The organism is Flavobacterium anseongense, from assembly GCF_021608185.1.
Lineage (GTDB): Bacteria > Bacteroidota > Bacteroidia > Flavobacteriales > Flavobacteriaceae > Flavobacterium > Flavobacterium anseongense.
The window spans coordinates 598,247-615,043 of the sequence record NZ_JAKIHN010000001.1; the positions used below are offsets into that span (position 1 = coordinate 598,247).

The window sequence follows — 16,797 nt, forward strand, 5'->3', positions numbered from 1 at the left end:
TTTACTATATTATTTATCCGTTAATAGTTGTTTTAATTTGTCCCAACGCGGGTCAATTTCTTCTTCTTTTTTTATTACTTCTTCGTCTTTAACCTGCAACTCATTTAATTTTTTCAATGCCTCAGTTTGCAGAGTTCCATCTTTAACTCCGGGATGAACTCTTTTTGGCGGAATAGAAAGTACAATCATTTCATAAATGTATTGTGCCAAATCTATTTGATGTTCACCATGTGGCAGAATTAACAATTCTTCATTATCATTGTTGAATTCATCACCAAACTGAACTACCAGATTAATTTTCCCTTTTATAGGTAAATCAAATTGTTCACCTGTCAAATCACAAGGAACATTAACGGTTCCTTTGTGAGCAAAACTGACTTCGAGCATTGTTGCTTTTTTTTCTAAAACAACATTTACCTTTACAGTGCAGCTTTCAAATTCATCAAAACTAAATTGATCAAAGAACTTTTTCTCTACAATATACTCAAAGTGATGCTTACCTATTTTTAACCCTATGAAAGGGATTAAATATTCATTCGTACTTTTCATCTAAACAACAATTTGAGCCCAAAGTTTCGGAGCGCAAAGATATAAAATTATTGCAAATCCAATACGCTTATAAACATTTTTTTGTTTATAACTGCTTTTCCTTTGTTTTCATAGGATTTTTACTCATTTCCAAGTATTGATTTCTCGAATTATAGATATCAATAGCTGTATAAACTGCCTCTTTGAATGAATTATAATCGGCAATTCCTTTTCCGGCAATTTCATAAGCGGTTCCATGATCAGGAGAAGTTCTGATTTTATTCAAGCCTGCTGTATAATTTACTCCGCCTCCAAATGACAATGTCTTGAATGGAATTAATCCTTGGTCGTGATAGGTTGCAATAACAGCATCATATTTTTTATATTGGCTACTGCCAAAAAAACCATCTGCTGCAAAAGGACCAAAAACCAAGGTTCCTTTTTCAAATAATTTTTTTATGACCGGTTTTACTATTTCATCATCTTCTTTTCCGATTACACCATTGTCGCCGGCGTGAGGATTCAATGCCAAAACAGCTATTTTTGGTTTGTTGATTCCGAAATCCTGTACCAAAGTCTGTTTTATAGTTTCAATTTTTTGAACTATTAGCTTTTCTGTTAAATGTTTTGCCACCTCATTTACAGGAATGTGGTCGGTTAATAAACCAACTCTTAAATTATCCTGAACCATCAGCATTAATGCATTTCCTTCTAACTCTTTATCTAAATAATCGGTATGTCCCGGAAATTTAAATTCTTCCGATTGGATGTTGTATTTATTAATTGGCGCCGTAACCAGGACGTCTATTTGATTTTCTTTCAAAGCTTTTGTTGCGGCAACAAATGATTTAATAGCATATTTGCCGACAGCCGGATCGTTTGTTCCAAAATTTAAATCGACACTTTCACGCCAGACATTAAGAACATTAACTTTTCCCAAAACAATCTGATCTATTTGATCAATCCCGTGAAGTGGTGTTTCTAATTCTAATACTTTTTTAATAAAAGACATCACTTTTACGTTCGCAAAAATTACAGGTGTACAAAGTTCTAACATTCTTGAGTCGTCAAAAGTCTTAAGAACTACTTCGCTTCCAATACCGTTTAAATCTCCTATTGAAATTCCAACGATTATATTTTCTGCTTTTTTCATAAAAAGTACTGATTATTTATTGCTAATTTTGAAGTGCAAATTTAGTAAAATAAAACCATAATGTTTACAGGAATAATTGAAACCCTTGGAATAATAAAAGATTTAAAAAAAGATAATGATAATTTAAACATCACTGTTTCTTCTACTATAACAAATGAATTAAAAATAGACCAAAGTGTTTCTCATAATGGTGTTTGCCTGACTGTAGTAGCAATCAACAATGACGAGTATACTGTAACTGCTATTAGAGAAACTATTGAAAAGACAAATTTAGCAGCTTGGGAAATTGGCGATTTAATAAATTTAGAGCGCGGAATGAAGTTAGGCGACAGGCTAGACGGTCATATTGTTCAAGGGCATGTTGACCAAACAGGAGTTTGCAAATCTATTGAAGAAGCCGGAGGCAGTTGGTATTTTACTTTTGAATACGATAGTACTTTAAACAACATTACCATCGAAAAAGGATCGATAACGGTAAATGGCGTGAGTTTGACTGTTGTAAATTCTAAAGCAAATGAATTTAGTGTGGCAATTATCCCTTATACTTTTGAGCATACAAATTTTAAAAATTTTAAAATCGGCTCCAAGATTAATCTTGAGTTTGATGTTGTGGGAAAATACGTTGCTCGATTACATACTTTAAATCGATAAACCATAAAACTTGCGGAAAATAAAAAGCTTCAAATTAATTTGAAGCTTTTTTAATATTTCTTATTTTATTCAATTTATAAATTCCAAAACACATTGAAAGTAGTGCCAAAATAAATATTCCACCATCCAAAGGCAGTCCTGGTGGCGGTGGCGGTGTTGATGGCGGCGGTGGTCCTGGGTCAGCTAACACGCTTGTTACTGACAAGAAAAACACAGCCAGAATGATAAAAAATCTATTCGGGACAATTTTCATAGTGCGTAAAAGTATAAAAAAAATCTATTTACCAAAATAAATTAAATATTTAATCGACAAAGTTAATTAAAATTTAAACTGCAAAAACCTTGATTCTATGGATAAGGCAGTATTCACATTCATAAAACCCAACTAATTTATATACATAAACGTTTTTTTTAACTCGTTGGTTTCACAACAAACAAAAAAGACCTCGTAACGAAGTCTTTTTATTGTGGTCCCACTTGGGCTCGAACCAAGGACCACCTGATTATGAGTCAGGTGCTCTAACCAACTGAGCTATAGGACCGGATTTCAATAAAGCCAAAACTGTATTGAGGTTGCAATATTAGCACTATTTTTTATTCAAAACAAGTGTTTTTATTTGATTTCTTGACAAAGTTCAATAAGGACACCATTTGTCCCTTTTGGATGTAAAAAAGCAACTAGTTTATTATCGGCTCCTTTTTTGGGTGTTTCGTTCAAAACAATAAATCCTTCTTTTTTTAGTCGTTCAATTTCTGCCACAATATTTTCGACATCAAAGGCAATGTGATGAATACCTTCTCCTTTTTTTTCGAGGAATTTAGCAATTGGACTTTCGGAATTTGTAGCTTCGAGAAGTTCTATTTTATTTGGACCATTCATGAAAAAAGAGGTTTTTACACCCTCGCTTTCGACTTCTTCCTGTTTGTATGGAGGATTGCCAAATAGTTTTTCGAAAAGTAAATTGGAAATTTCTAAACTGTTGACGGCTATTCCGATGTGCTCAATTTTTTTCATTTTTTTTTATAGTTACAAAGTAGCAAAGTTACAAAGTTCAAGGTAAAGATTTCGAAAATTAGCCCGGATAGAAGCGGCATCCTTTTTTTGGCTGTAAAGCCAGAAAAAGATATAGCGGATAGCCGGAAACAGCTCCTAAAAAACTTTGACACTTTGCTACTTTGTAACTTTGCAACTCAAAAAGTTGTATTTTTGCCTCATGGAAACGAACAGACAGAAGAAAATTGGCAGTGTGCTGCAAAAGGATTTAGTAGATATTTTGCAGGGCGAAGTACGTAAAAACGGAATTTCTAACTTGGTGATTTCGGTTTCTAAAGTAAGCGTGACTACTGATTTGTCTATTGCCAAAGTGTATTTGAGTGTTTTCCCGCAGGATAAAGCGCCCGAATTAATGGCTGCGATAAAAACCAATTCGCCTTTGATTAAGCACGATTTAGCACAACGTGTAAAATTGCAATTACGAAAAGTTCCAAACCTTTCTTTTTATATTGATGACTCTTTGGATTATATCGAGAAGATTGACAATGCGTTGTCAGGAAAAGAAAATCCTATCGAGAATCGTGACCTTTTAGAAAAACGCAAGAAATTTTAATTTTGAGGCATTTAAAAAATAAAAGTCCATTTTGAACTTTTATTTTTTTAATTCCAAATTATACCATAAACAATACATTTTTTCCAAAAACCAATAATAAAGTATAATTTGAATTTCCCGCTATACATAGCCAAAAGGTATCTTTTTAGCAAAAGTAAAAACAATGCTATCAATATTATTACAGGCATTGCATCGCTGGGAATTATTGTTGGAACGCTCGCTTTGTTTGTCGTTCTTTCGGTTTTCAGCGGCTTGCGTGATTTTAGTTTATCTTTTTCCAATACTATTGATCCCGATTTAAAAGTTAATCCGGTTGAGGGAAAGACTTTTTCTATTTCTCCAAAACAGGAAAATGAAATTGCAGCAATTGATGGAGTTGTTTCTTACAGTAAAGTAGTTGAAGAACGCGTGCTTTTCTTTTTTGACGGAAAAGAACAAGTGACTTACTTAAAAGGTGTTGATGCTAACTATTCTAAAATCAATGCTGTTTCTAAAAATCTTTTTAACGGAAAATGGCTTCGCTACAAAACCGCTGAAGTGGTAGTTGGTTACGGAATCACCCAAAAATTATCGCTTGGCCTTTTTGATTTCAATAATGATTTTGAAGTGTATGTGCCTCGAAAAGGAAAAGCCGTTATCGAAAGTGAGGCTGAGGCTTTTAATAAATCGGTTTTGATTCCGGTTGGAATTTATGCTATTAGCGAAGATTTGGACAGTAAATATGTTTTTGCCGATTTAACTTTGGCTCAGGATTTATTGGAATACAACCACAATCAGGTTTCTGCAATTGAAATTAAGATGAAATCCAACGCCAATGAGGCTGATATTATAGAAAAACTTAATGCTGTTTTCGATAACAAAGTAGTAATAAAAAACAGAGCGCAACTTAACGCTACCTTATATAAGATGCTGAATACAGAGAATATTGCTGTTTACTTAATATTTACATTGGTGATTATTATTGCATTATTCAATTTGATTGGTGCCTTAATCATGATGATTTTAGACAAGAAAAGCAACCTGAAAACACTTTTCAATTTAGGTTCCGAAGTCAAAGATTTAAAGAAAATATTCCTGCTTCAAGGTAGTTTACTGACGATTATTGGTGGAATTATCGGATTGGTTTTGGGGATAATAATAGTATTGATTCAGCAGCATTTCGAATTAGTCATGATTACCGACTCCTTGGCGTATCCTGTGGTTTTCAGCGTTCAAAATGTATTGATTGTTTTTGGAACTATTGTCGCGCTTGGTTTTATTTCAAGTTTAATTGCGAGCAGTCGTGTGACTAAAAAATTGTTGGATTAAACAAACTGATAATCAGAATAAATTTCCTGAATTTCATCTAAAGCTTTGAACAAACTTTCAGCCGATTCAAGCGTTACTAATTTTAATCGGTGTTCTTTAAAATTAGAAACTCCTTTGAAGTAATTGGTATAATGACGACGCATTTCTACAATTCCGACGCGTTCTCCTTTCCAATCCATTGACCAGGTTAAGTGATTTCGGGCTGCTTCTATTCGGTCTGCCATAGTTGGTTGTGCCAAATGTTCTCCGGTTTTGAAGTAGTGTTTGATTTCGTTAAAAATCCACGGATAACCTATTGCAGCACGGCCAATCATCATTCCGTCTAAACCAAATTTATTCTTATACTCCAATGCTTTTTCTGGAGAATCTATATCTCCATTACCGAAAATTGGCATTGTGATTCTTGGATTATTTTTCACTCGTGCAATATGTGACCAATCAGAATGGCCTTTATACATTTGAGCACGAGTTCTTGCGTGAACCGTTAAAGCCTGCACGCCAATATCCTGTAGTCGTTCGGCAACCTCATCAATATTGATGGAACTTTCATCCCAACCTAATCTTGTTTTTACCGTTACGGGAAGATTAGTTCCTTTGATTACAGCTTTTGTCAAACGCACCATCAAATCGACATCTTTTAAAACTCCCGCGCCAGCACCTTTGCAGACTACTTTTTTTACCGGGCAACCAAAATTAATATCAACCAAATCAGGGCGAACGGCATCAACAATCTTAGCTGACATTTCCATCGCCTCTTCATCACCACCAAAAATCTGAATTCCGACTGGTCTTTCGTAATCGAAAATATCCAATTTCATTTTGCTTTTTATGGCATCACGAATCAACCCTTCTGAAGAGATAAATTCGGAGTACATCAAATCGGCACCATGCAATTTGCACAATCTGCGAAATGGTGGATCGCTCACGTCTTCCATAGGCGCAAGTAATAGCGGGAAATCAGGTAGTTCTATGTTGCCGATTTTTGGCATGCTTTAATTTTTGGGCAAAATTACAATTTTTATATTAAAACAGAAATCAAGGTCCATGTCCCACTGAATTATACAAGTAAAAGGCATAATCGTATAATTTCTTTTGTTATAAATGAAATAACTTTGTTCATTACATATCTTAATGAAAACAGAAATCACTTGGCATGCCGCTTTCAGAATTTTAAGAGATACTTTTGACAGTTTTCTGGATAATCGTGGACTGAAATTAAGTGCTTCTCTATCGTATTATACTGTTTTTTCGTTAGCGCCTCTTTTATTATTAATGATTTCATTAGCAGGCATTTTTTTTGGACGTGACGCTATTCAGGGACAAGTTTTTGGTGAAATAAATGGCCTTATCGGAAACGAGGCAGCCACTCAAATTCAGGATATTATCAAGAATATGGAGCTTTCCGGAAAAACAACAATGGCTGTTATCATTGGTGGTATCACCTTGATTATTGGTGCAACAAGTGTTTTTGTAGACATTCAGGAATCCATTAATATCATCTGGAAAGTAAAAGCAAAACCAAAACGCGGTTGGTTAAAAATTCTTTCCGACAGACTGCTTTCTTCCTCCTTAATTGTTGGCCTCGGATTTTTACTAATCGTTTCACTAGTAGTTAACGGCGCTTTGTTAGCATTAAGCGAATGGCTCAAAGGGTATTTCCCTGATGTTACACTTATAGTCTTTCAGATTGTAAACATAGTAGTAAGTTTTACAGTTATTATGACACTTTTTGGAGTAATTTTTAAGTTTTTGCCCGATGCGAAAATTGCCTGGAAAGATGTTAGAGCCGGAGCCTTTTTTACGGCCTGTCTTTTTATGCTTGGGCGGTTTTTGATTGGAATTTATATTGATTATACCAGCACTGGTTCAGCTTATGGAGCTGCGGGCTCATTAATTGTGATTTTAGTTTGGGTATATTATACTGCTGCAATATTGTATTTTGGTGCAGAATTTACAAGGGTTTATGCTGAATATATGGGAGCTCGAATTGAACCAGCGGATTATGCTGTGTATGTTGAGCAGTTCGAAAAAGAAAGAGATGTTGTTATTCTTCCTGACACTGCAAAACCGGATGCAGAAGTTATTGTAAAACCTGAGGAGAAACCAAAACCAAAACCAAAACCAAAGGCGAAAACAGTGGCTAAATCCGCAGATAAATCAACAATTAAGACTAAACCAAAAGCCAAAAAAGGAGAAGAAAAATAGCTTTTTACTGAATTTCGCCACACTACCTTTTTAATCAAAACTTTGCCTTATATTTGCCGATTAAATGCGGGCGTATTTTGCCCAAAAATTGACAGATTTACGAAGATGAAGAACATTAGAAATTTTTGCATTATTGCACACATTGACCACGGCAAAAGTACGTTGGCTGACCGTCTGTTAGGAGCGACGCAAACCGTTACTGCCCGAGAAGAAAAGGCGCAATTGCTTGACAACATGGACTTGGAGCGCGAACGTGGGATTACGATAAAAAGTCACGCGATTCAAATGGAATATAACTATAAAGGTGAAGATTATATTCTGAATTTGATTGATACTCCGGGACACGTGGATTTTTCGTATGAAGTTTCTCGTTCGATTGCGGCTTGCGAAGGAGCACTTTTAATTGTTGATGCTGCTCAGAGCATACAAGCGCAAACCATTTCGAATTTATACCTTGCTTTGGAGAATGATTTAGAGATTATCCCTGTACTTAATAAGGTTGACTTGCCAAGCGCGAACCCTGAAGAAGTCAGCGATGACATAGTTGACTTGCTTGGTTGCAAGCTTGATGAAATTATTCATGCTTCGGGTAAAACCGGTTTCGGCGTTGATAAGATTTTGGAGGCCATTATCGAAAGAATTCCGGCTCCAAAAGGAACCAAAGAAGAGCCTTTACAGGCATTGATTTTTGATTCGGTTTACAATCCGTTTCGTGGTATTGAAGTTATTTTTCGTGTGAAAAATGGCGAAATCCGAAAAGGCCAGAAAATTAAATTTATGGCAACGGATAATGAATATTTTGCTGATGAAGTAGGTACACTTAAGCTCAACCAAGTCCCGAAAGACGTGATTTCTACGGGTGACGTTGGCTATTTGATATCCGGAATTAAAGAAGCAAAAGAAGTTAAAGTTGGTGACACCATTACGGATGCAAAAATACCGACAACCAATATGATTGTTGGTTTTGAAGATGTAAAACCAATGGTTTTCGCCGGAATTTATCCTGTTGATACTGAAGATTATGAAGATTTGCGTTCTTCGATGGAGAAATTGCAATTGAATGATGCTTCGTTGGTATTTACGCCGGAAAGTTCAGCCGCTTTAGGTTTTGGTTTCCGTTGCGGATTCTTGGGAATGCTGCATATGGAAATTATCCAGGAGCGATTGGAGCGTGAGTTTGATATGACCGTAATTACTACGGTTCCGAACGTTTCCTATTTGGCTTACACCAAAAAAGAGCCGGAAAAAGCTTTGGTTGTAAACAATCCTTCTGATTTGCCGGAGCCTTCAAAATTGGACAGAGTTGAAGAACCATTTATCAAGGCAACTATTATTACCAAATCTGATTTTGTGGGTAACGTAATGAGTTTGTGTATTGAAAAGCGTGGATTGATTACCAATCAAACTTATTTAACGACAGAAAGAGTTGAATTAAACTTTGATATGCCTTTGGCAGAAATTGTATTTGATTTTTATGATAGATTGAAAACGGTTTCAAAAGGATATGCGTCGTTTGATTATTCTCCGATTGGAATGCGTACTTCCAAATTAGTCAAACTTGACGTTTTATTAAACGGGCAAACTGTTGATGCGCTTTCTGCCTTGATTCACGAAGATAACGCATATAATATCGGTAAAAAAATGACTGAAAAATTGCGTGAATTAATTCCAAGACAACAGTTTGATATTCCGATTCAGGCGGCGATTGGAGCAAAAATTATTGCTCGTGAAACTATCAAAGCATTGAGAAAAGATGTTACTGCCAAATGTTATGGTGGAGATATTTCGCGTAAACGTAAACTTTTGGAGAAACAGAAAAAAGGTAAAAAACGTATGCGTCAGGTTGGAAACGTAGAGATTCCTCAGGAAGCGTTTATGGCGGTTTTGAAATTGAATGATTAAAAAGACGCTAAGACACTAAAGTACTGAGAGAGGATTAAATAAAAACCTGATTGTAAAGCAGTCAGGTTTTTTGTTGGAATAAACCTTAGAACCTTAGTATCTTTGCACCTTAGAATCTTAGAAAAAATGCTAGAAGACAAAACTCCACAACGAACGTCGCTTTCCCAATTGGGAGAGTTTGGTTTGATTGACCATTTGACGAAAAATTTTGATGTAAAACAAGCATCTACTTTAAAAAGCATTGGTGATGATGCTGCTGTTTTGGATTTTAAGGATAAAAAAGTTGTTGTTTCTACCGATTTATTGATAGAAGGTGTGCATTTTGATTTATCATATATGCCTTTACGACATTTGGGTTATAAAGCTGTGGTAGTAAATGTATCTGATATATGTGCAATGAATGCTATGCCGACACAAATAACGGTTTCGGTTGCAGTTTCCAATCGTTTCCCGTTGGAAGCTTTAGAGGAATTATTTGATGGAATTGCTTTGGCGGCTAAATTTTATAATGTAGATGTTATTGGTGGCGATACAACTTCGTCTCAAAAAGGATTAATTATTTCAATTACGGCAATTGGCGAAGCCACTATAGGTGAACTTGTTTATCGTGATGGCGCGAAAAATGGCGATTTGTTGGTTGTCACAGGTGATTTAGGTTCGGCTTATATGGGATTGCAAGTTTTGGAACGTGAGAAGCAAGTTTTTCAGGTAAATCCGAACAATCAACCGGATTTGGATAATTATTCTTATTTGATAGAACGTCAGCTAAAGCCTGAAGCGAGACATGATATTCGAGAATTATTAAACAAACTGGAAGTAAAGCCAACTTCGATGATTGATATTTCGGATGGTTTGTCTTCGGAGATTATTCATATCTGCAAGCAAAGTAAAGTTGGGTGTAATTTATACGAAGAAAAAATTCCGGTAGATCCACAATTTATAAATGTTTGCGAAGAATTCAATATTGATTCAACAACCGTTGCCATTAATGGTGGCGAAGATTACGAATTGTTGTTCACGATAGCTTTAGAAGATTTTGACAAGATAAAAGCCAATCCAAATTTTACCGTAATCGGGCATTTGACACAAGAAAGTGAAGGCATTCATTTGATTACAAGAGCTAACACTAAAATTCCATTAAAAGCTCGTGGTTGGGATGCGTTGAGTGAAGAATAATTCCATGAAAATAAAAAAAGCGATACTTTTTACAGTATCGCTTTCCCCCTAAATCATGTAAATAGAGTAGTTTTTTGAGTTCTACTACTCTAGTCTACAGGTAACCCTAAAATCATGCAGCTAAGTTACGCGATGTAGACAAAAACGTTGTTACGGTTTCCCGCATAATCGTTAAATGACACCTTTTGTTTTGGCTTCATTAATTAAATCGATATCACTTCCGCCTTTTACTTCAAGAATTTCTCTGATGTTGAGTTTACGTTTCTCAATGGCACTAAGGGATAACGGAATGTATTGTGGCAAATCTTTAGTTTTTACACCTTTTGATAAATGAAACAAAATTTGTTTATCGAAGGCATCCAATTCGATGTTGTTATATTGAGCTTGACCTACTAATTTGATAACCGTTTGACTGTAGTAGCTTTCGTTATTGATGATTTTATCAAAGGCAAAAATCAATTCATCAAAAGTAAGGTCGTTTTTGATAATCAATCCGTTTGGGTTAATATTTTTGATAATGTTATTGATTTTAAGCAATTCCGTATGCATCGTTAATAGTATAACCTTACAATCCGGCATTTCTTTTTTCATTAGAGTTGCTAAGTCTTCGCCTGAGTAAATTCCTTTTTCAGCATATTCGGGCATACTGATATCAAAAAAAGCTACATCAAAAGATTTTTTCCCATCAACAATATTTTCATAACCTGATTTACAGTTGTTTGCCTGTGTAACATCAAACTCATATCCTTGTTGGCTATACTTATCTAATGCATTTTTATAGGCCTGAATTATAAAGGGATGATCATCTACTATTAATATGTTCATTGATTTTGTCATACTGTTTGTTCAATTGGTTGTTTGATTTCTATAGGTATAGTAATTACAATAGATGTTCCGTGATCTTTTTTAGAAGTGATGTCTATAATTCCGTTACAGTCATTGGTTCTGGAAATCATGTTTTGCATCCCGATTCCTTTGCTTTTTTTGTTGACATCAAAACCGATTCCGTCGTCCTGTATTTTTAGAAAAACATTTTCTGAATCTCCACTAATATCTACTTTAATATTCTTAGCGCCGGCATATTTATTAATGTTTTGCAATCCTTCCTGCAAAATACGGTACATATTAATTTTGATAGCATTCCCGATTTTATCCCAATTAATCGATGTGTCAATATGATAAGTTACCTCGGCTTCGTGCGAAGATTTTTGTTCTTCTAATAAATTATGAACGATTGAAACAAAGTTATTAATTAAAACCAATTTTTCTCTATTCAGGTCGTGTGAAATTTCACGAATATCCTGTTCAATAGTTTTTAACTCATTTAACAGCTCGTTTCTTTTTTGAGGTGCATCAGGATCGGTGCTTGAATTCAAACTATCGAGGTTTAAACGCAATCCAAACATTCTTCCTAAAACACCATCGTGAAGGTCTTGTGCCAAGCGTTTCTTTTCTTTATTTCTGCTTTCATCAATGATTGATTGTTGCGACATCATGAGATTGAAAATTTCCTCATTTGCTTTTTGTTGGGCTTGCTTAAATAACAACTCTCTTGTTCTGGCTCTTTGTGCTCTTACGATAAATAGTAATGCCACTAAAATAAAGGTTATTACGAAAATATAAAGTAGTCTTCTGTTTCTATCTTCGAGGACATCGTTTTGCTGAATGATTTCCTTTGTTTCGAATTGAATTCTACTAAAACGATCTTTAGAATTTCGTTCTGCAATTTGTAGGCTATCACTAATTCTAATGTATTCATCAGAATATTGAACAGATCTATTTTTGTCAACGTTTGCTGCTTGTTTTAAAGATGCTATTTTAAAAATAGGAATATTCCATTTTTTTGAACCATCTAATGCCAGCCTTGCGTATTGTATTGCTTTCGCAGTATCTTTAATTTGTGAGAAATATTCAGACAGATGGATATAAACTACCACTTTTGAGCTTTGGTTTTTGCTTTCGTTTTTAAAATCAAGTGATTTGAAAAAGAGACCAGGAAGATTGACAAAGTTATTTGACTTTAGTTCTGAATATGCAAGATTATCAATAATTATGGAGTATAATCCAGGATTTTGGTTTTTGAGTTTAATATTAGATAGAGCTTTTGTATAAGCATTAATTGCTTTTTTATAATCTTTTAAATCACTGTAGACCAATCCCAAATTGTTTAAAGTATTTGCCTCTTGATGTTCATTTGTTTGCAAATTACCTTTTTTAATTGCCTCTAACGCCTTATTATAATAGGAGATTGCTCTACTATATTCTTTTAATTCGGAAGCAACAGCTCCCAACCCATTTAAAGCTGCATAAATTCTTTGATAGTCGTCTGTTTTATTTAAAATACTATATGCTTTTCTTAGCGATAAATCTGCTCCCAAAAAATCATTAGCGTTTAGCTGAACAATTCCCTTTTTTAATAGAACAATCCCATAACTACCTTTGTCAGCACCTTTGTATATTTTTTCAGATTTAACATAATGATAGAAAGAGCTGTCAAGAACATTTTCATTAAAGTAATAGTTCCCGAGGCATCGATGAGATTTTGCAATATAAATACTATCACTTGAAATCAATGAAAGCTTAAGTAGGTTCTGTGAAGATGTTTTGTATTCCTCCCACCTCCCTAATTGAAAATAATTGTCTATTATTCGATTTAAGCTATTTCTTTTATCGGGAGAATTTTTTGCCTTAATAATCGTGTTGTATGCAGTATCATTTAATTTTAATGCTTCTTCGTCTGATTTAGAATTTATAATTTTCGTTAAATAAGTATTTGTCTTTTGAATATAATTGTCTTCAAAAGTTTTATCCCCATGATTATTACAATTATATAAAAAGACTGTGAAGAATATTAAAAAATATATTTTTCTCAACGCCAAAAATGTTTTGAACAAATATATATAAAAAAAAACTAGTGAAAATTATCACTAGTTTTTTAAACTTTATAAAAAATATTCTTTAATTGAATTAATCTCCTGTTCCTAATCCACCTCTTCCACCGATGTAAGTATAGTCACCGGTTCCTAATCCACCTCTTCCTCCGATATCAAAACCTCCAGTTCCTAATTCACCTCTTCCTCCGATGAAAGTGTAGTCACCTGTTCCTAATCCACCTCTTCCTCCGATGTCAGTATAGTCACCTGTTCCTAATCCACCTCTTCCACCAATAGTTGGAGTTGTAAATGACGTGACTACAAGCATTAAAGCTAATAATCCGAATGTTGTTGCTAATTTTTTCATAATTTGAGACTTTTATGTGTTAATGTTTTATTTCGTTTTTGTTGTGTGTGTCTTTTAATTGATTTGAGGCAATGGGACACTTTCACGATGTAAAACTAAAAAGGATGTCTCTGCAAACACTTATGAATAGTGGTGTTTATGGTAGAATGATGCCGTTTGATAGTGAATGATGGCGAAATCCGGGTGGATGGTTTTTGAGAATTTTGCTTTTTTGGTCAAAAAGCTTGTCATTATTGGCTTTAGCCAAATTCGTTTTGAAGTAGAGAACTGGAAATTGTGGTTGATAACTCCTAAACTAAGAAGTAGAGATAAAATAAAAACAAATACTTACCGATTTGCTTCTATGAAGAAAATAATAGGAAACAAAACTAAATTGTATGAGGAATGGTAATATTAATGGAAGTGTTCTTAGTATTTGATTGGAAAACAACTTTCCCTTTAAGAGATTCTACACGATCCTTTATATTCTTCAAACCCATGCCTTCTACATTCGCATCTACATCGAATCCTTTTCCGTTATCAGTAATTGAAAGGCATATATTGTTTTCAACCATAATTAAATTAATGACCACATTAGAAGCTCGAGCATATTTATTAATATTATTACTTGCTTCTTGGATGATTCGGTATAAATTCATTTTTATTCCACTTGCAATGCTATTCCAATCTATAGCTTTGTCTGCCTCTAAAATGTATTGTGAGTTAGTTATGGTATTTTGTGTAGTTATGAAATCATTTAATAAAACAGCAAAACTATTAGCTTGGTTAAAAATCTCAGTATTCAAATCGTGAGCAATATTCCTTATTTCTTGTTCTATATTATAAATGTCATCGATATAGTTTAAACATTTTTTTATTGTTTCTTCGTCTTTTTGGTGTAATAACACATTAAGGTTAAGTCGTGTGCTGGCCAATCTGTTCATCACACCATCATGCAAGTCAATAGCTATTCTTTTTTTCTCACTTTGTCTTGCTTGTTCTTCTTTTCTTTTTTGGGTTAACATCAAATCATAGATTTCCTCATTAGCTTTTTGTTGTGATTGTTGGAATTGCAAATCTTTTTGTTTTGAGCTTTGTCTGGTAATAATTAGCAGTAATACAATAATTAATATAACTGCTCCTGCAATAATTCCTATTATCCATTTTTGCTTAATCGCTGTTTCTTTTTCTTGTGTAATTTCGTCTGTTTCATGTTGAATTTTATAGTACTGATTTCTAGCATTACGTTCAATAAAGAGTAAACTATCATTCTTTTCATGATATTCTTTAATGTATTGAGGTGCCTTTTTGTTATTAACACATCCTGCATTGCTCAAAGCTGTAAGATAATAATAAGGTGAATTGACCTTTTTCGCATTTTTCAATGCTTTTTCAGCATATAATTGTGCTTTCAAACTATCTTTAATAACATTGTAATAATTAGAGAGATAAACATAGCTAATTGTAGACTCTTTAATTCCTTCTTCACTATTGTTGAGTAAATCAATAGATTTGAATAGCAAAAAAGGAAATTCAGAATAATCTTTTAACTGTAATTTACAATAAGATAGATTATTTAGCAAAAAACCATATGCGACTGGATCCTCTTTTATTAAATTCCTTTGTTTAAGTGCTAAATTAAAATATTGCATTGCTTGACTATATTTTTTTTGCTCTCTGTAAGCATTCCCAATATTATTTAAACAAGCTGCTATCCGGTTATCACTACTTTTTTTTAGGTTATACTTTTTGGCTATTGACAAAGCTAAATTAAAAGAGTTTATTGCTTTTTTGTAGTTCTTTAGATTGTGTGCTGAATTCCCTATATATAATAAGAGTAGAAATTGATCTTCTCTATGATTTGTTGTTTTAAAATAATCAAGAGCTTTTTCTGCTGACAGATCAGTTCCTAAATAATCATCTTTACTAAACTGAATTAAACTTTTGTATTGATAAATTTTTGCTAAGCTATAGTAATCATTAGTTCTTTTGTAAAACTTCTCTGCTTTAATATAATAGTAATATGCACTATCATAGATTTTATTTTTCATAAAATAGCCAGCTTTATATCTGTAATATCTCGCCAAATTAAGTGTGTCTTTTGCAGTTTTACTCTTTTCGAAAAGAATTTTCCCAGTTGTATTTAAATCATCCCAATTTTTTACACCTAAATAATTAAAAGAAATTGAACTCAAATAAAACCTAGTTAGTGTGTCATTCTTACTTAAATCTACTAGTGAAAATGCCTTCGCGTTATACTTGTTTCTAAGCTTTGTATCTAAAGAATCATTCCCCGCCAAATCAAGATACTTCTGAATCGAATCATTCCTAGCCTGAGCATCTTTATCTACAGTTTTAGAAGTACAACCATATAAAGACACCAACAAAATAATAAACCAATAAGAGTGTAGTCTATCCATAAAGCCAATATAGTAAAAAAGAATTGAGCCCCGATTTGAAAACCAGGACCCAATTCTACCACAATTTAATTTATCTTCATCAAACTTGTATTGTTAGGTATTGCAAATCACTTTCAATAAGAAAAATACGTTCTTGATTTCGACATTGTAAAGGTAAATCGCGATTTTCACATTTTGGTACACTAAAAGTGTACATTTTTAAAAAATTCAAATTAATTGTAAAGTAGCTTACTCTTCCTTGACAGTAATTACCACATCATTTTCAAACTTATACTCACCTTTCTTATATATTTCTTTGTTCGTCAATATAATTTCATATGTATAAATGCCTTTAGGCAGTACAAACAAGCATTCTTTCCCGTCTTTTGGGATAACGAGTTCTTTTTTTATATCGTCTCCGCTTTCATTTTTGCTCACAATTCTAAAAGCAATCCTTTCGGTAAGTTTGTTTTTTACACACACGCTTTCGATAGTTTCACTGTCCATTTTAGTGTCTGATTTTTTTATCTTCAAAACTGACAAACCACTTAATAAAAGTTTACCTCCTTTTATGAGATTGTTAAGATCGGTTTGGGAAAATAAAAATTGGCTGACAAATAGAATCGAAAATAGTATTTTATGTTTTATG

At 33.6% G+C, this 16,797-nt stretch carries 16 protein-coding genes and 1 tRNA gene; 6 read left to right on the forward strand and 11 right to left on the reverse strand.

Going from position 1 to position 16,797, the window contains the following annotated elements; genetic code table 11:
• Positions 1–9 precede the first annotated feature (9 nt).
• Both L1S35_RS02670 and pdxA read right to left on the reverse strand, forming a co-directional pair.
• Positions 10–549 (reverse strand): YceD family protein, encoded by a 540-nt coding sequence (locus tag L1S35_RS02670; RefSeq protein WP_236396319.1) that lies wholly within the window; start codon positions 547–549, stop codon positions 10–12.
• 85 nt (positions 550–634) lie between these two features.
• Positions 635–1,681, reverse strand: coding sequence for a 4-hydroxythreonine-4-phosphate dehydrogenase PdxA (gene pdxA / locus L1S35_RS02675; RefSeq protein WP_236396321.1), 1,047 nt, complete (start codon positions 1,679–1,681; stop codon positions 635–637).
• A gap of 60 nt (positions 1,682–1,741) precedes the next feature.
• Between pdxA and L1S35_RS02680 the strand changes: the two genes are divergently transcribed.
• Complete coding sequence (locus tag L1S35_RS02680) at positions 1,742–2,332, forward strand: riboflavin synthase (RefSeq protein WP_236396323.1); 591 nt, start codon at positions 1,742–1,744, stop codon at positions 2,330–2,332.
• Positions 2,333–2,366: 34 nt separating this feature from the next.
• Here L1S35_RS02680 and L1S35_RS02685 read toward each other — a convergent pair whose 3' ends face one another.
• The 3 genes from L1S35_RS02685 to mce all read right to left on the reverse strand — a co-directional run bounded on the left by L1S35_RS02685 (position 2,367) and on the right by mce (position 3,347).
• The gene (locus tag L1S35_RS02685) at positions 2,367–2,585 is read right to left on the reverse strand and encodes an Fjoh_0651 family PID-CTERM protein (protein ID WP_236396325.1); all 219 of its coding nucleotides are present in this window, start codon (positions 2,583–2,585) and stop codon (positions 2,367–2,369) included.
• A 215-nt stretch (positions 2,586–2,800) separates the two neighbouring features.
• A tRNA-Ile gene (locus L1S35_RS02690) sits at positions 2,801–2,874 on the reverse strand.
• A 71-nt stretch (positions 2,875–2,945) separates the two neighbouring features.
• Positions 2,946–3,347 (reverse strand): methylmalonyl-CoA epimerase, encoded by a 402-nt coding sequence (gene mce / locus L1S35_RS02695; RefSeq protein ID WP_236396326.1) that lies wholly within the window; start codon positions 3,345–3,347, stop codon positions 2,946–2,948.
• Between the two features lie 199 nt (positions 3,348–3,546).
• Here mce and rbfA point away from each other — a divergent pair, with 199 nt between their 5' ends.
• Together rbfA and L1S35_RS02705 are read left to right on the forward strand one after the other, a co-directional pair.
• Entirely contained in the window at positions 3,547–3,939 is a 393-nt protein-coding gene (gene rbfA / locus L1S35_RS02700) for a 30S ribosome-binding factor RbfA (RefSeq protein ID WP_236396329.1), read from the forward strand.
• Between the two features lie 108 nt (positions 3,940–4,047).
• Positions 4,048–5,247, forward strand: a complete 1,200-nt coding sequence (locus L1S35_RS02705; RefSeq protein WP_236396331.1) for an ABC transporter permease — start codon at positions 4,048–4,050, stop codon at positions 5,245–5,247.
• On the opposite strand, the gene dusB is transcribed toward L1S35_RS02705, so the two are convergent.
• Entirely contained in the window at positions 5,244–6,236 is a 993-nt protein-coding gene (gene dusB / locus L1S35_RS02710) for a tRNA dihydrouridine synthase DusB (RefSeq protein WP_236396333.1), read from the reverse strand. The two genes, L1S35_RS02705 and dusB, sit on opposite strands and share 4 nt — an antisense overlap.
• Before the next feature lie 142 nt (positions 6,237–6,378).
• Here dusB and L1S35_RS02715 point away from each other — a divergent pair, with 142 nt between their 5' ends.
• The 3 genes from L1S35_RS02715 (at position 6,379) to thiL (ending at position 10,530) form a co-directional block, all read left to right on the forward strand.
• A complete protein-coding gene (locus tag L1S35_RS02715) occupies positions 6,379–7,452 on the forward strand; it encodes a YihY/virulence factor BrkB family protein (protein ID WP_236396335.1) in 1,074 nt (357 codons plus the stop codon).
• A 105-nt stretch (positions 7,453–7,557) separates the two neighbouring features.
• Entirely contained in the window at positions 7,558–9,354 is a 1,797-nt protein-coding gene (lepA, locus tag L1S35_RS02720; protein ID WP_236396337.1) for a translation elongation factor 4, read from the forward strand.
• Between the two features lie 126 nt (positions 9,355–9,480).
• Complete coding sequence (gene thiL / locus L1S35_RS02725) at positions 9,481–10,530, forward strand: thiamine-phosphate kinase (protein ID WP_236396339.1); 1,050 nt, start codon at positions 9,481–9,483, stop codon at positions 10,528–10,530.
• 171 nt (positions 10,531–10,701) lie between these two features.
• Here thiL and L1S35_RS02730 read toward each other — a convergent pair whose 3' ends face one another.
• The 5 genes from L1S35_RS02730 to L1S35_RS02750 all read right to left on the reverse strand — a co-directional run bounded on the left by L1S35_RS02730 (position 10,702) and on the right by L1S35_RS02750 (position 16,655).
• A complete protein-coding gene (locus L1S35_RS02730; RefSeq protein ID WP_236396342.1) occupies positions 10,702–11,355 on the reverse strand; it encodes a response regulator in 654 nt (217 codons plus the stop codon).
• A gap of 8 nt (positions 11,356–11,363) precedes the next feature.
• A complete protein-coding gene (locus tag L1S35_RS02735; RefSeq protein WP_236396344.1) occupies positions 11,364–13,403 on the reverse strand; it encodes an ATP-binding protein in 2,040 nt (679 codons plus the stop codon).
• A gap of 94 nt (positions 13,404–13,497) precedes the next feature.
• A complete protein-coding gene (locus L1S35_RS02740) occupies positions 13,498–13,770 on the reverse strand; it encodes a hypothetical protein (RefSeq protein WP_236396345.1) in 273 nt (90 codons plus the stop codon).
• A gap of 368 nt (positions 13,771–14,138) precedes the next feature.
• Complete coding sequence (locus L1S35_RS02745) at positions 14,139–16,169, reverse strand: tetratricopeptide repeat-containing sensor histidine kinase (RefSeq protein ID WP_236396347.1); 2,031 nt, start codon at positions 16,167–16,169, stop codon at positions 14,139–14,141.
• A gap of 228 nt (positions 16,170–16,397) precedes the next feature.
• On the reverse strand, positions 16,398–16,655 hold the full coding sequence (locus L1S35_RS02750) for a hypothetical protein (protein WP_236396349.1): 258 nt from the start codon (positions 16,653–16,655) through the stop codon (positions 16,398–16,400).
• Between the last annotated feature and the right edge of the window lie 142 nt (positions 16,656–16,797).

Coding starts and splice junctions, on each gene's coding strand:
- L1S35_RS02670 (WP_236396319.1), bottom strand. CDS start 549: ATGAAAAGTACGAATGAATATTTAATCCCTTTCATAGGGTTAAAAATA.
- pdxA (WP_236396321.1), bottom strand. CDS start 1,681: ATGAAAAAAGCAGAAAATATAATCGTTGGAATTTCAATAGGAGATTTA.
- L1S35_RS02680 (WP_236396323.1), top strand. CDS start 1,742: ATGTTTACAGGAATAATTGAAACCCTTGGAATAATAAAAGATTTAAAA.
- L1S35_RS02685 (WP_236396325.1), bottom strand. CDS start 2,585: ATGAAAATTGTCCCGAATAGATTTTTTATCATTCTGGCTGTGTTTTTC.
- mce (WP_236396326.1), bottom strand. CDS start 3,347: ATGAAAAAAATTGAGCACATCGGAATAGCCGTCAACAGTTTAGAAATT.
- rbfA (WP_236396329.1), top strand. CDS start 3,547: ATGGAAACGAACAGACAGAAGAAAATTGGCAGTGTGCTGCAAAAGGAT.
- dusB (WP_236396333.1), bottom strand. CDS start 6,236: ATGCCAAAAATCGGCAACATAGAACTACCTGATTTCCCGCTATTACTT.
- L1S35_RS02715 (WP_236396335.1), top strand. CDS start 6,379: ATGAAAACAGAAATCACTTGGCATGCCGCTTTCAGAATTTTAAGAGAT.
- lepA (WP_236396337.1), top strand. CDS start 7,558: ATGAAGAACATTAGAAATTTTTGCATTATTGCACACATTGACCACGGC.
- thiL (WP_236396339.1), top strand. CDS start 9,481: ATGCTAGAAGACAAAACTCCACAACGAACGTCGCTTTCCCAATTGGGA.
- L1S35_RS02730 (WP_236396342.1), bottom strand. CDS start 11,355: ATGAACATATTAATAGTAGATGATCATCCCTTTATAATTCAGGCCTAT.
- L1S35_RS02740 (WP_236396345.1), bottom strand. CDS start 13,770: ATGAAAAAATTAGCAACAACATTCGGATTATTAGCTTTAATGCTTGTA.
- L1S35_RS02745 (WP_236396347.1), bottom strand. CDS start 16,169: ATGGATAGACTACACTCTTATTGGTTTATTATTTTGTTGGTGTCTTTA.
- L1S35_RS02750 (WP_236396349.1), bottom strand. CDS start 16,655: ATGGACAGTGAAACTATCGAAAGCGTGTGTGTAAAAAACAAACTTACC.